At 70.2% G+C, this 13,580-nt stretch carries 16 protein-coding genes; 14 read left to right on the top strand and 2 right to left on the bottom strand.

Annotated elements, in window-relative coordinates; all coding sequences use genetic code 11:
* Nucleotides 1-9: 9 nt before the first annotated feature.
* The 14 genes from I004_RS31880 to I004_RS0103180 all read left to right on the top strand — a co-directional run bounded on the left by I004_RS31880 (nt 10) and on the right by I004_RS0103180 (nt 12,300).
* Complete coding sequence (locus tag I004_RS31880) at nt 10-447, top strand: hypothetical protein (RefSeq protein ID WP_051344638.1); 438 nt, start codon at nt 10-12, stop codon at nt 445-447.
* A gap of 6 nt (nt 448-453) precedes the next feature.
* The gene (locus I004_RS0103240) at nt 454-1,014 is read left to right on the top strand and encodes a hypothetical protein (protein ID WP_028434312.1); all 561 of its coding nucleotides are present in this window, start codon (nt 454-456) and stop codon (nt 1,012-1,014) included.
* Complete coding sequence (locus I004_RS31875) at nt 1,011-1,421, top strand: hypothetical protein (protein ID WP_051344637.1); 411 nt, start codon at nt 1,011-1,013, stop codon at nt 1,419-1,421. Before I004_RS0103240 ends, I004_RS31875 begins: the two co-directional genes overlap by 4 nt.
* The gene (locus tag I004_RS0103230; RefSeq protein ID WP_158676982.1) at nt 1,418-2,263 is read left to right on the top strand and encodes an SPDY domain-containing protein; all 846 of its coding nucleotides are present in this window, start codon (nt 1,418-1,420) and stop codon (nt 2,261-2,263) included. Before I004_RS31875 ends, I004_RS0103230 begins: the two co-directional genes overlap by 4 nt.
* A 79-nt stretch (nt 2,264-2,342) precedes the next feature.
* Nucleotides 2,343-3,086 carry an SPDY domain-containing protein gene (locus tag I004_RS31870; RefSeq protein ID WP_106965234.1) on the top strand — a complete coding sequence of 248 codons (744 nt, stop codon included), beginning with the start codon at nt 2,343-2,345 and terminating at the stop codon, nt 3,084-3,086.
* A 74-nt stretch (nt 3,087-3,160) separates the two neighbouring features.
* Entirely contained in the window at nt 3,161-3,748 is a 588-nt protein-coding gene (locus I004_RS31865; protein WP_051344636.1) for a hypothetical protein, read from the top strand.
* 136 nt (nt 3,749-3,884) lie between these two features.
* Complete coding sequence (locus I004_RS0103215) at nt 3,885-5,681, top strand: type IV secretory system conjugative DNA transfer family protein (protein WP_028434309.1); 1,797 nt, start codon at nt 3,885-3,887, stop codon at nt 5,679-5,681.
* A gap of 83 nt (nt 5,682-5,764) precedes the next feature.
* The gene (locus I004_RS0103210; protein ID WP_028434308.1) at nt 5,765-6,301 is read left to right on the top strand and encodes a hypothetical protein; all 537 of its coding nucleotides are present in this window, start codon (nt 5,765-5,767) and stop codon (nt 6,299-6,301) included.
* A gap of 17 nt (nt 6,302-6,318) precedes the next feature.
* Nucleotides 6,319-6,903, top strand: coding sequence for a hypothetical protein (locus I004_RS31860; protein WP_051344635.1), 585 nt, complete (start codon nt 6,319-6,321; stop codon nt 6,901-6,903).
* 32 nt (nt 6,904-6,935) lie between these two features.
* A complete protein-coding gene (locus tag I004_RS0103200) occupies nt 6,936-7,802 on the top strand; it encodes a hypothetical protein (protein WP_028434307.1) in 867 nt (288 codons plus the stop codon).
* Nucleotides 7,799-8,512: an SPDY domain-containing protein gene (locus tag I004_RS0103195; RefSeq protein WP_037974616.1), complete on the top strand. Its 714-nt coding sequence runs from the start codon at nt 7,799-7,801 to the stop codon at nt 8,510-8,512. The genes I004_RS0103200 and I004_RS0103195 overlap by 4 nt, the downstream gene beginning before the upstream one ends.
* 505 nt (nt 8,513-9,017) lie before the next feature.
* A complete protein-coding gene (locus tag I004_RS0103190; protein WP_037974906.1) occupies nt 9,018-9,896 on the top strand; it encodes an adenine nucleotide alpha hydrolase family protein in 879 nt (292 codons plus the stop codon).
* Nucleotides 9,893-11,179, top strand: a complete 1,287-nt coding sequence (locus I004_RS0103185) for a DNA cytosine methyltransferase (protein ID WP_028434304.1) — start codon at nt 9,893-9,895, stop codon at nt 11,177-11,179. The genes I004_RS0103190 and I004_RS0103185 overlap by 4 nt, the downstream gene beginning before the upstream one ends.
* Nucleotides 11,179-12,300, top strand: a complete 1,122-nt coding sequence (locus tag I004_RS0103180) for a DnaB-like helicase N-terminal domain-containing protein (RefSeq protein WP_037974614.1) — start codon at nt 11,179-11,181, stop codon at nt 12,298-12,300. The genes I004_RS0103185 and I004_RS0103180 overlap by 1 nt, the downstream gene beginning before the upstream one ends.
* A gap of 51 nt (nt 12,301-12,351) precedes the next feature.
* On the opposite strand, the gene I004_RS37355 is transcribed toward I004_RS0103180, so the two are convergent.
* Nucleotides 12,352-13,059 (bottom strand): hypothetical protein, encoded by a 708-nt coding sequence (locus tag I004_RS37355; RefSeq protein ID WP_051344633.1) that lies wholly within the window; start codon nt 13,057-13,059, stop codon nt 12,352-12,354.
* Nucleotides 13,060-13,146: 87 nt separating this feature from the next.
* Nucleotides 13,147-13,467 (bottom strand): hypothetical protein, encoded by a 321-nt coding sequence (locus I004_RS0103170; RefSeq protein ID WP_028434302.1) that lies wholly within the window; start codon nt 13,465-13,467, stop codon nt 13,147-13,149.
* Between the last annotated feature and the right edge of the window lie 113 nt (nt 13,468-13,580).

The raw sequence follows: 13,580 nt of genomic DNA, 5'->3' as shown, positions 1-13,580 counted from the left end.
AACCACCTCGTGGGAAACCTCGCCGACGAGTGCGGCACCGACCTGGAGATCTACCGGCGGTGGGGCGCTTCGACCATCTACGCCGACTCCCGCACCGCGGCACTCGAACACCTCCTCAGCCTGCTCGACGAACTCGGCCTGGAACGCAAGAGGGTGGTGACAGCGGGTCCGGCCTACATCTGGCACGTGGTCCCCGAAGACCTGCCCCGCAAGCAGCAGCATCAGCTGGCCAGCCGCGCCATCCCCCCGCTGCTGGCCGCCGGATACCGCGTCAACATCGGCCCGGACCTCTTTGACAAGGCCGCCTACACCGTCGCACTCGCCGAAGTGAAGGACCGGCAGGCAGCAACCTCGCCCACCCGAGGCACCGAAGCTCAAGAGGCCACGGAAGCGGTGAACCTCGCCGAGGCGCACGGAAACGACATCGAGATCACCCGCCGAGCCTGAGGGCGCGTGTGCGCCGACACACGCGCCGAGGTCCATCCCGACGCCTACGTCCTCCTCGAAGCCTCCGGCTTCAAACGGCCCGGCACGCCCTTGCCGCCTGCGGCGCTCACGTTCGAACTGCCCCCGGACCACACGGCGGACAAGAAGCAGCGTGCGGCGACACGGTCCGCGCTCACCCTCCACGCGACCGGCTTCCAGATCCACATCGCGCCGGACCTGTTCAACCCCCCCGACCGGGATGAAGGCTCCCGTCCCCCTGCGGCCCGCCCCGGCACCTGCCGCTCCCGGCCCGAACGCACCGGTTTGGCGCAGCCGCTGAACAACCACCCCTGGAGCAGCACGATCCCCGACCATCCCCGCACCGTCCCACCCCCGATGTCTGCCACGCGCCGGCCCCGGCTGGCGGCCTTCTTCATCCGCCGCTACCTCCACACCATCGTCGCCAGCGAGATGACGCGGCAGATCCTCCTGCCGCCGGCCCGATCCTCGCCCGTCGACGAGGCGCCCATCGCTGATGAGGGCCGCGCGTGGGAATCCACCAACTCTCCTACTCGCGGAGGACCATGACCAACATCCCGACCGACCCCGTGCTCCTCGCGCGGGACATCGCCCACGATCTGGGACGGCTGACCGAACACCTCTCACAGGCCGACGCGCAGCAGGCCGCCCTCATCCTGGAGACGGTCCTCGACGGTGACGAGGGCGTCCTGGACCGCCTGAGCATGCTGCTGGCCACCGCCTCCCACTACACCCGCGCCGCCGAGGGCACCTTCACGCCCGAACTGTGCCTCGCCCTCGGCCACGCCACCAACGCCCTTCACGACATCAGCCTCGACCTCGACGAGCACACAGGCGAGATCCACCTGCGCGCATCTCGGGCCGACAACATCCCGGCCGCGCAGGTCACGGCCTCCACACCCACACCGGTGCCAACGAACGCCGCCTCAGGCCCTGTTCGCGGGGGACAGTCGTGAGCCCGCGTCCTGCCATGCCCGGCTGGGAGGTTCCACTGCAGCATTTTCTGATCCAGCCGCGGCACCTTGCCGGCGGCGGCGACCTCACGCACATCACCGGCTACCTGCATGCCGCGGGCTGGAAGAACCACACCCGCCGCTCCGGCGGGCCCATCGTATTCAACAGCCCCGACGGCACCGCTCGCGTCTCCTACGCGCACGATCTCAACCCACCGAGGTGGATGGTCGCGGGGAACAGCGGAGACGGCCCGGCAAGCGCCTGGGAGGCAAGCTTCGGCGCCGCGGTCCCGGTGGAGATCCTCGCCGGATTCACCGATGCCCTTACCCGGCCGCCTTCTCCGCAGGCGCCCAACGTGTGGCGTCCGCTAACCGCCCAGGGCTGGACGAATACCGCCGGGGAACATCCCACCGCGACGAGCCCCGACGGCGCGGCCAGCCTCCAGTTCCAGCAGCACAACGGCTCCGCGCGCTGGGTGGCCGGCGCGAACGCGACCACCAGCAGCGGGCAAGAGATGAAGGTGTGGGACGCGGTCCTCAGCGACAACGCCCCCATGCGGGCCGTGGAGGGATTCGCCGCCGCCCTGGCCGACCCGATGCCGCTGCTGCGCCCACCGGGGAGCATTCCCTTCGCCGCCGCCCGGCAGGCCAGCGTGACGCCGTACATGGTGCTGCCCTCCCAGCTCGGCGCCTGGCAGCGCCTGCGCGTCACCGCCGCCCGCGCCACCCGACGGGCCAGGACCGTCTGGGGCATCCAGCGCCGCCCTCGCACACCCGCACGGGCACCGAAGCCCGCCGGGCTTCCGAGGCCGTCCGCGTTGGCCGGCGGCGGGCGGCGTCGATGAAGCAGGCCCATCCCGCTGTGGAGGCACTCGACCCGCGCAGCAGTATCCAGTTCGCCACCAGCCCGAGGCACTTGGCCGGGTGCGGCGACCCGCGGCACGTCACACAGGCCCTGCGCGCCGCCGGCTGGAAGAACCTCTCCGACTCGGACTATCCGCACGTCGTGCAGGCCAGCCCCGACCAGCGCTACAGAGTGTCCTGGCACCCGATTCCCGCTCCGGCACCGCGTGGTGGCGCATCCGCACCGAGACCTGGGACGAGGCCTGGTACGCCGAGTTCGGCGGCCACACCCCGGTCGAGTTCCTCGCCGGATTCACCGATGCCCTCATCCGCCCCGAACCGCCAACGGCGCCGGATGTGTGGCAGCCGCTCATCACAGCCGGCTGGACCATGGAACAGGGCGAGCATGGCAACCAGCAGGCTCTCGCGCCGGACGGGCGGCTGTCGCTGCGCCGCCACTCTGTGCTCCGTGACGGGGTCTTCCACTGGCAGGCGGAGGTGCGGCTCGGCAACGGGCTCGGCGGCTATCAGCGCCTGTGGCACGCCTTCTTCAACGACCGCACCCCGCGCCACCTCCTCGGCGGATTCACCACCGCCCTCGCCGCCACCGCCCCGGTCCAGCGCCCCATGACCGGCGTTCCGCGCCCGCACCTGGTGTCGCAGGAACGCACCGGCCCCCAGGGCGAAGCCCTCGCCGAAGCCCATAAGCAGCGCCTTGCCGCCGCACGGGCAGCAGCCCGAAAGGCCCGCCGCGCAGCCGCTCTTCAGGCCGAGCGCACACCGGCACCGGTGGCGGCACCCACGACGAACGCACGGCGCCGCTGACCGTTCGGCCGGCACACGCCTCGCACCACAGGCGCAACCGCCTGTACGCCTCTCCCCCGTCGAAAGCCCCCTTCGTGACGACCAACCCACCCTCCCTGCACCAGCTACGCCTGCACCAGCTCGCCGAATACATGCGCGAATCCGAACAGATCCTGGCCGACTGGGACCTCTACTCCGACCTGCACAGCGACAGCGACGGCTGGCCGGTCGACGACGTGACCTACGGGCTGCGCCAGCGTCAACGGGACACCGACACCTGGCGCGCCTTCCGCCAGCTTCTCAACGACGGCCACCACCTCCTGGACGGAGCACAAGCGCAGCTCGCCCAGATCCCCGCGGAGGAGCGGACAAGAGGTTGGGCCCACTCCCTGGCCACGCTCCGGGACAGTCTCGGCAAGATGCGCGCACTGCAGTCCGAATGGACCGGGATCCGCGAGGCCCTTCCGGAGAACGCCCGTCCGGGCACCGAGTCGTTCGACGAGCCCCTCGCGGAACGCAACGCCGAAGGATGGCACTACCTGGACACCTGGGCGATTCAGGGCCAGACGCTGCTGGACATCGCCGCAGCCGCCGAGCAAGCCACCCCGCCGGCGGCACGGCCCGCTGCGGCGCCCTCCCTCGACTCGCCCCCAGCTCCCCACAGGCCGCCGCGACGCCGCTGAAGAGCCGCCGCAGCCGGATGACCGCTGCCGGCCGCTCCTGAACGCCGCCGGCTGTGAGCTCAACGGCCCTTCCTGCCCGGCGAGTCTCCGTCGGCCGCCCCTCATCCGTACGCCCCCTGGCCCCTGAAGGCTGCCCGTGCCCAACTCCCCTTCCACGCCCTCGACGAGCGACGGCTATGACGTCGCCTTCCGCATCCTCCTCGCCCTCATGGCCATCGCCGTGCCGCTGGCCAATCTGGCCTGGCTCGGCGGGAACATCACCACTCAGCTCACTGGCGCTGGCCCGTGGGCGCCCTACCAGCCGGCAGCCGCGCTGGTCCACCCCGAACTCCTCTGGCCCCACACCGGAGTTACGGCACTGATGATCGGCCGCCTGATCGTGCCGATCACCCTCCTCCTCGCGCTCGCAGCACTAGGTGCCCTGTGGTGGACCCGCCGCGACAGCGGTAAGGGCAGGAGGAAGAAGTCGGTGGCGGGCATGGCCGAACGCGGCGACATCGCGCCGCTGCTGTCCAAACAGACCACCGCCAAAGCCCGTTCACTGCGACCGACCTTGAAGGACACCAAGTCCCCTGCCGCGCACGAGACCGGCATCCTGCTGGGCAACCTCGCCGGAACCCGGCGCGAGGTCCGCATGGGATACGAGGACGTGGCCGTGGCCATCATGGCGCCACGCTCGGGCAAGACCACCGCGCTGGCGATCCCCGCCATCCTCCACGCCCCCGGCCCCGTTTTGCTGACCAGCAACAAGGCCGCCGGTGACGCCTACACCGCCACCCTGGAAGCCCGCGCCCGTATCGGCCGCACCTGGACCATGGACCCCCAGCAGATCGCCCACGGGCAGCGCACCATGTGGTGGAACCCTCTGGCCACCGCGACCACCCTGGAGGGGGCCAACCGGCTCGCCGGGCACTTCCTGTCCGCCTCCGTGGACGCCTCGCAGCAGGACTTCTGGTCCAAGGCCGGATCCAACATCCTCGCCCAGCTCTTCCTCGCCGCCGCCAACGACACCCGCCCCATCACCGACGTCATGGCCTGGCTCGCCTTCCCCGGCGACCGCACCCCGCTCGACATCCTCCGCGACACCGGCTTCGCCCCGGTCGCCGCCCAGCTCAAAGGCACCGTCGAAGGACCGCCCGAAACCCGCGACGGCATCTTCGAAACCGCCCGCCAGTACGCCGCCGCCCTGCTGAACGCCGACATCGCCGCCTGGATCACCCCGCAACAGGACACCGAAGAATTCCGCCCGGAAGACTTCGTCACCGGCCGCGACACCCTCTACCTGCTCTCCAAGGACGGCGGCGGAGGAGCCTCCGCGTTGATCGCCGCCTGCGCCGATGCGGTGATGCGCACCGCAACCGCCGAAGCAGAACGCTCCGGCGGACGCCTCGACCCGCCCGCGCTCGCCGTCCTGGACGAGGCCGCAAACGTCTGCAAGATCTCCGACCTGCCCGACCTGTACTCCCACTTGGGCTCGCGCGGCATCATCCCGCTCACGATCCTGCAGTCCTACCGCCAGGGCCAGAAAGTGTGGGGCGAGGCCGGCATGGACGCCATGTGGTCCGCCAGCACCGTCAAGGTCATCGGCTCCGGCATCGACGACCCCGACTTCGCCGACAAACTCTCCCGCCTCATCGGCGAACACGACGTGGAGACCACCTCCGTCTCCCGCTCGGAGTCGGGCAAGTCGACGTCGGTCTCGATGCGGCAGCAGCGGATCCTGCCCCCGGACGCGATCCGCGCCCTGGCCAAGGGCACCGCCCTGTGCTTCGCGACCGGAATGCGCGCCGCGATGCTCACTCTGCGTCCCTGGTACGCCGAACCCGGCGCCGCCGAGCTGTCCGCGGCCTCCGCCCGCGCCTCCAAAGCCATCACCGCACGCGCCATCAACAAGACGGCAGCGCAGCAGGACGACTACGGGCCCGCCGCCTGACGCCCGCCTTCTCCTGCCGCGCACACCAGGACCGGCGCGGCGGTTGGCCCAACTCCCCACGCATGAAAGGCCCGTTGAAAGCCATGCTGACTGAACCCGACGATCTGGACGACCTCACGCCGGCCGCGGCACTGGACGCCGTCATCGCCGACATCGACGCCCACCCCGTCCAACCAGGCCCCGGCAGCACCGCCCTGTTCACCGCCACCCGGCACATCGACCTCCTCTCCCAGCTGGCCCGCCGACTCGCCGGCGACGCCTACTACTACGCGGAGCAGGCCGAGCAACGCCCGGCAGATTCCCAGCGGATGGCCGGCGTGCTGGCCACGGCGTGCCGTCCGGTCACCCAGGCCCTGCACCATTACGTCCAGGCGCTCGCTCCGCTGGGTGACCTGCGCACACCCCCCGATGAGGCCGACACCGCCGCCGTGCGGAAAGCCGAGGGGCTGCGCCGCACCGTCCACAGCCACCTGCGCCAAGCCCGCACGGCCCTCGACCTCACAGGTGAGGTCCTGACCGGCCCAGACGAGGCGGCCAAGGCCGCACGTCCGCACCCGGGCCCTGCACCGGGCAGCGCCCATACCCCGCCGGGCAGCAAGCCGACGCGGCGCGCCCGCTGACCACGCCCGGAGCTCTTGTGGCTTTCATCGACCATCACGACGTCTTCTTCGGCTCGGCTGACGACGGCCGCACCTTCGTCGTCGTCAACTCCGACATCCGCGATGCCCACCGCATCCTCACCCAGAGCGGCTTCACCGCTCACGAACAGCACGGTCGCACCTGGTACCAGCTACCGACCGGCACATCGCGCCGGGACGCCGATCAGGCCACGGCGCTGGCCTTCATGGGGCTGCTCGCCAAGACCACGAACATCGCTGACCTGACCTCCACTGCCCGCGAAGAGGCTGTGGCCGATGTCCACTTCGACCTGACCGGCCGCCACGTCACCGCCACCACGCGCTCCGCTGCGATCCGGCAGGTGCTGGCCTTGCACGGCTTCCGCCCGACCCCCGCGGGCCATGTCCTGCCGCCAGAGACGACCGAGTCCGAGGCCATTGCCGTCGTCGTCCGGGCTGAGAGCCACCTCTACACCACGGGCGCACGCATCCACGTGGCCCTTGGCATCCCCGCGCTGGACCACACCCCGCCCGCACGGCGGCACTCCGCGCAGCCACGCCCAAGTGCGTCTCCCGGCGGCGCCCAGGCCTCGCGCCGCCGCTGACAACACCCAGCCCTCCCAACAGAGGACCCCTCATGGAACAGGCTTCTCCCCTTGCCCAGGCCGGCCAACTCAGTGCCCTGGCCGACCGCTTCACCTCCCTGCGCAAGCACCTGGCCACGCAGGCAGCGGAGCCGGGCACCGGCACGGATGGACTGCGGCGCCTCACCCCGCTGCTGGCCACCTCTCAGGACCTGGTCACCGGCGCGCTCGCGCGCCTGACCGTGTTCGATGAGAGCCCGCTCGCCCGGCGGCCCGGAGCCCGCGCCGCCGCGGACTGCCTTGCCGCCGTCGCTGAAGACGCCGCCCACGCCACGGCCTGCCTGGCTATGGCCGTCTCCGACAACACCTACGACGCCGCCCCCTTCCACCCCGAGCAACCGGAGCGCGACTCCAAGCACCAGGAACGGCACCGACGCGCCCGCACCGCCATCACCGCCCACCTGGACGATGCTGCAGGGCGGTTGGACAACTGCGCCACCGCCTGCCGCTACACCGCCAGTTGGCTCCACCCCGCCGCCCCCACCCCCACCGCAACGAAACGCGCAGCCCAGAGCTCGGCACAGGCTCCACAGGCCAAGTCCGTGAAACTCAGCCCAGTCCAGCACCAGGCCCTGCACCTGATCGCTCAAGGCGGCGTCCAGCTGCGGGAGTCGACGCGCGGACGGATGTACGCGAGCGTCCCCGGCGGCCTCCGCATCAACATGGCCACCTACACCGCCCTGCACACCAAGGGACTTGTGCACCGCGACACGAGCACCAGCCTGTACGCCGGGCAGGCACTCACCAGCACCGAGCGCGGCAAGACCGCCCTCGCCGCCCGGCCCGCGCCAATCGCTGGTCGCGAACCCGCCGGCAACGCCGTCCCGAAGGTCACCGCCGCGCAGGGCGTTCGACGATGAGCCAGTACGCACCCGACGAGCGGGTCATGGTCTCACCGCGGTACATGGCCGGCGCAGGCGACCGGATCGCCGACGTGATCGGTCCCCTCATCCACCTCTTCGGCTGGAACCACGAGCACGACGCCACCACCGGACACGTCACGATCGACAGTCCCGACGGCAGCCTCGTCGTCGACTTCACCCCGCTGCACCCACTCGGCCGGTGGTGCACCGTGGCCCATCACAAGCCCTACTGGGAAGCGACCTTCAGCAGACAGTCGCCCTTGGAGGCGGTCGCCGCCGTCACCCAGGCACTGCCTCAGCTCCTCGGCGATACCCGTCACGCCGAGCGCATCCCGATCACGGACATGCCCCTGGACCAGCTCGCCGAACTGAACCACTGGTCGATCGAAGGCGGGACCCTCACCTCCCCCGACCTGTACTGCCGACTGGAATACACGCCCGACGAGGAGATCGCCTGGCAGGTCGAGCACCTCTACTTCGAGAACGCACCGCTGGCCACCTTCGCGCAGGACACCCCCGAGGGCCTCGTCCGCAACTTCTTCTCCCACCTGGCCACGCCCATCGCCGTGGAACGGGCCTTCACCGACGTCCCCCTCAGCACCCGGCATGAGCACAGCGCCCTGGTCACACCGGTCCGTGGAACCGCGATGAATCCGCACGTCCATCACGCCCTGGCTCAGCTCGACCGCCCCCGCCGGCGTCGCTGAGCCACCCCGCCGCCCCCGGAGGGAGCCATCCCTGCCCGAGAAGACCTTCTCCCTTGAGCCCGCCGAACAACTCCTGGCGCTGGCAGCCGACTTCACCCGATTCAACGACACCCACGTGCAGCACGCGCTGGGCGGGCCGACTCCCACCGCGCTGCTGACCACACAGACGGAATCCGCCCAGCACCTGGCCCGATCCGCGCTCACCATCGTGGACACGCTCAACTCCCAGCCGATGTACCACAGCCCCGAGATCCGCGCTGTCTACGCACGCGTGCGCCAGCTCGCCCACCTCGCGACCGACGGCCGCCGGCCATCTCATCGACCCCGCCCACGCCCCAGCGCTGGTTGCCGAGTTCGCCCATGCCGTCCACGGCACCGCCGCCCAGGACGGCTCCGCCGATCACCTCCCGCGCGCTTTCGACCCCTCCTCCACCTCCTGGAAGTCCCTTTGACCACCCCACAGTTCCGCGCTCTGTCTCTCGGCGCTGGCGTGCAGAGCAGCGCCCTGCTGTGCCTGTCCGCCAACGGCCTTCTCCCCAAGGCCGATTACGCGATCTTCGCCGACACCGGCTGGGAGCCCGCAGCCGTCTACGCCCACCTCGACCGTCTCGAACGCGAAATAGCCGAGCCCGCGGGGATACCCGTTCTCCGTGTCTCGGCCGGCAACATCCGCGACGACGCTCTCGACCCGGATCACCGCTTCGCCTCCATGCCGCTGCACATCCTCAACCAGGACGGCAAGGCCGGGATGACACGACGCCAGTGCAGCGGTGAGTACAAGGTCAAACCAATCAAGAAGAAGATCCGCTCACTGCTCGGCTACCCCCACCCGAACCGCGTGCCCAAGGGCGTCTTCGTGGAGCAGTGGATCGGCATCTCCACCGACGAGTTCCACCGCGCGAAGGACGCCGACGTCGCCTACATGCGCAACCGCCATCCCCTCATCACGGAGATGAACTGGTCCCGCGCCGACTGCGCTCGCTACCTCACCGACCTCGGGCTGGCCAATACGCCGAAGTCGTCCTGCCTGGGCTGCCCCTTCCACGGCAACGCCCAATGGAGGCACATCCGCGACACCTCCCCCGCCGAATGGGACGACGTCGTCGCCTTCGACGCCGCGATCCGCCAGGGCAACGCCCGCGCCAACGCCACCGGCACCAAGCTCCTCGGACAGGCATTCCTGCACCGCTCCCGCGTACCCCTCGACCAGGCCCCGATCGACCACGTCACCGCCACCGAACAGGCCGCCCAGCAACAGGAAACCGGAGAGGGCGGCGGGCTGGACGCGGAGGTGATGGAGCACGGTGTGCCCGACGGCTGCTCCCCATGGGCCTGCCGCGGCGAAGCCGAGCCGGTGCAGGACGACTTCGGACTCGCTACGTGATCCTGGACCTCTTCGCCGGCCCCGGCGGATGGACACACGCACTGACAGTGCTCGGTTCGCAGGACGTGGGCCTGGAGTGGGATGAGTGGGCCTGCAAGACCCGCGCCGCCGCAGGTCAGCTGACCATCCGCACCAACGTCGCGGCGTATCCCGTCTGGCCGTTCACCGGCCGGACCATCGGCCTGATAGCGAGCCCGCCGTGTCAGGCATGGAGCATGGCCGGGAAACGCCTCGGCTTGCTCGACCAGCCGCTGGTCCACCAGGCCGTCGCCGACCTGGCCGCAGGACAAGACACCCGCGCGAAGCTGCTGGCCTCCTGCCGCGACGCACGCTCGCTACTGGCGGCCGAACCCATGCGCTACCTGCACGCCCTCAACACCGTCGGCGAGCCCGAGTGGACCGTTATGGAAGAGGTACCCGACGTCCTGCCGCTATGGCGCCAGTACGCACAGACCCTGCGCACCTGGGGTTTCTCCACCTGGGCCGGGATTCTCAACGCCGCCGACTACGGCGTCCCCCAGACCAGGAGACGGGCGATCCTGCTCGCCTCACGCGTGCGCACCGCCCTGCCGCCGGAGCCCACACACGCCCCATTCGCCGAGCCGGAGACGCTCTTCGGCCCGGGCCGCGGGAAGTGGGTGTCCATGGCGCAGGCCCTCGGCTGGGGCGCCACCAACAGGCCCGTTCCCACCGTCTGCGCCGGCGGCGGACCCGGAGGAGGCCCGGAACCCTTCCCCTCCGGCTCCCGCAAATCCCTCACCGACGCCCGCGACCGCGGCACCTGGCTCCTGCACACCGGCCGCGACCAGCGCCCCGATGGAACCCGCCAGACCACCAGCCCCCATACCCGGCCCGCACCAGCACTGACCACCAAGTCCGGCGGCCAGTGGACGGTCCGGCCCCACCCCGGCACCACACAGCCGCCTGACGGTACGGGCGGGCGGAGGTGGCTGCTGCGCAGTAACAACCAGACCAACGCCACCGTTCGCGGTGCAGATGAGCCCGCTGGCACGCTCTTCTTTGGCCACCGGGCCAATGAGTGCACCTGGGTCGCAGAACCCCCTGGCCACAGCGACGACACCGCGACAGCGGAGGCGGTGCGGATCACCGCACAAGAAGCCGGCGTTCTCCAGAGCTTCCCCGCCGACTACCCCTGGGCCGGGAACAAGGGCCAGCAGTTCTCCCAGATCGGCAACGCCGTCCCACCCCGGCTCGCGGCGCACGTGCTCGCACCACACCTCGACAAGACCCTCGGCCCGGACGACTTCGACCTGGCGGCCTGATGCCCCACACCCCCGAGACAGACGAGGAGGACTTCGACGTAGAACCCGCGCCAGAGCCGCCCGTGCACTATGCCGAGCAAGCCCTCCTTGGCGCGCTCCTCCTCGACCCCGAGCAGCTGGCTCGGACCGAGGCCCTGCTGCCTGAACACTTCCAGGCCGCATCCCACCGGGCGGTGTACGCGGCAATGCGCACCCTCACGCCACCGGAGCCAGAGCTGCACCGCAAGGAGCCGGCGTGGATCAACGCCGTCCTCGCGCGCGCCGTCGATGAAGCTCCGGGCGTGAGCACCGCCTACCTCCACACATGCATCGGAGCCTGCCCACGGCCACAACACGCTGCGTCCTACGCACAGATGATCCGCGCCGACCACGCACGACGCACCCTGCGCGAACACGCCATGCGCCTGGAACAGCTGGCCACCGACACCACCCTGCCCGACCCCGTCGCCGCGGTCGCCGAACAGGCCGGTGTCCTCGCTCGGTTCGTTGATGAGCTGGCCGGCCAGACCAGGCCGCACCCCGGCTCCCTTCCCCGCACACCCCTCCCGGCGGATCCGCCGCCCGAGAGGACCGAGGAAGCGCTGGAAGAAGAACGCCTGTTCCTCGCGACCGCTACCGACCGAGCAGGCGACCTCAAAGAACTGCCCCTGCGCGCCGAGGACTTCGCCCTGCCACTGCACGGACAGCTCTACCAATGCCTGACCGCCCTCGCCCTCCGCGGTGAGGTCATCGACCCGATCACGGTGCTGTGGGAAGCACAGCACCATGGACTCCTCGCCCCCTCCAACGCACGCCCGGAGGATGTGCTCGCCCGCCTCTCCCAGCCTGCCGGCTCACCCGAACACTGGGCAGAACAGATCCTCCAGCGCGCACTCCTCCTCGGCGCCCACCGAACCGCCATCCGTATCCGCGCCTTCGCCGAAGACCCCGCCAACAGCCCCCACCAACTCGCCACCGGCACCCGCCGCGCCCTAGCCGACCTCACAGCCCAGCAAGCCCGCTGCCGACTTCGAGCACCACCCAGCACCACGGCAACCACTGAACGCCCCCGCCCGCCTTCGGCGAAACCAGCGATCCACGCGCCGCCCGCACTTCACGCCTCACGTGGAAACCGGCGCTGACGGAAAACCCGGGCAGCGGCACACCCAACCTCACGCAGGAGGTTGCCTCGACTACCGGGCGAAGTGCTCCTGCCAGGCAATCCTGCAGTCTTCCGGGTGCTGCATGGCAGAGTCGAGGAGGTAGATGCCGTTCTTGAACGGCTGGAAGCCCACCGATTCCCACACCCTGGCGATCTTGGTTCGAGCCTTGGCGAAAGCGGTCTCGTCATCTCCGAACTCGCGGTCCGTCGGCGCTGGTTCACACGCCACTGCGCAGCATCCGCCGCGCAGGCGCCGGATTGCCTCGGCCGCGGCCAGTGCGCCGATGCCGAAGCCTCGCCACTCGGGGGCGATGTGGACCCGGTTCATGATGAGGAGGTCGCCGAAGGGCATCTCAATGGTCCTCTCGAAGTCCTCCGACCAATGCAGGCCGGGGGTCATGGAGTAGGCCGGGTCGGTACACACCGCGACGACCTTCTCGATGTCTCCCGACTGGGAGTCGGCCGCCTCCCAAGCGGGGTCGGAGGTGTAGTCGCGGATCCGGACGAAGCTCATGTCCCCGACCGGAGTGCCGCTCTCGTAGAACTCGCACGCCTGCTCCTCCGAGCAGTTCGGACACGCCTCGTCCTCTCCGTGATACCGGAAGATGCCGACGGACCACGTCTCCAGGGTCTCCTCGAAATCGAAGGGGACCGCCGGGTGCTCAAGGTGGTAGCGCAGGATGATGTCGCTCCCGCCGAAGGGGAGTTCAGAGACCGGCCGGCGCGGCGTGTACGTCATGTCATCGACCCTAGCGATGGCCGCTCATCGAAGTCGTCACCCAGCGCGTCGAGCCAGCGCGGATCAGCCGGCGGTGCAACTCCTGCACTACGCTGCGGCCACCGTGGGCCCCAGCTCGGGGAAGCGTGTCTGCCAGGCCACGCGGACTGCAGACGGCAGGAAGAGATTCCCCCAGTGCCGGAGCAACAGGTCAGCGCTCAGGTAGGAGCGTAGGTCGGCCGCTGACTGGGCCTCGCGGATGACCCGCTCGTACATGAGAATCAGATCGGCCTCGTCGGCGAGGTCGTACTCGTAGTGCGGTCCCCAGTCGATATGCCGGGGCAGGACCACATTCCCGGAGGTCGGCCCGGCCAAGTCGCCGAGCGACTCCGGAAGCACGGAGATCCTGGCTGCCGCGCACCTGCTCATGTACCCAGCATGCCGCAACCCGTCATCTCCTGGTAAGACAGCTCCCATCGCGTGCTTTCAACGACGCTGTTCAGCCTCGGACTTCTGCGCCACGGGCTTGCTGGGACCGGTGA

The sequence above is a fragment of the Streptomyces sp. TAA486 genome (assembly GCF_000426165.1).
Note: the sequence above shows the minus strand (reverse complement) of the source record. Positions and strands in the feature narration are given on the sequence as shown.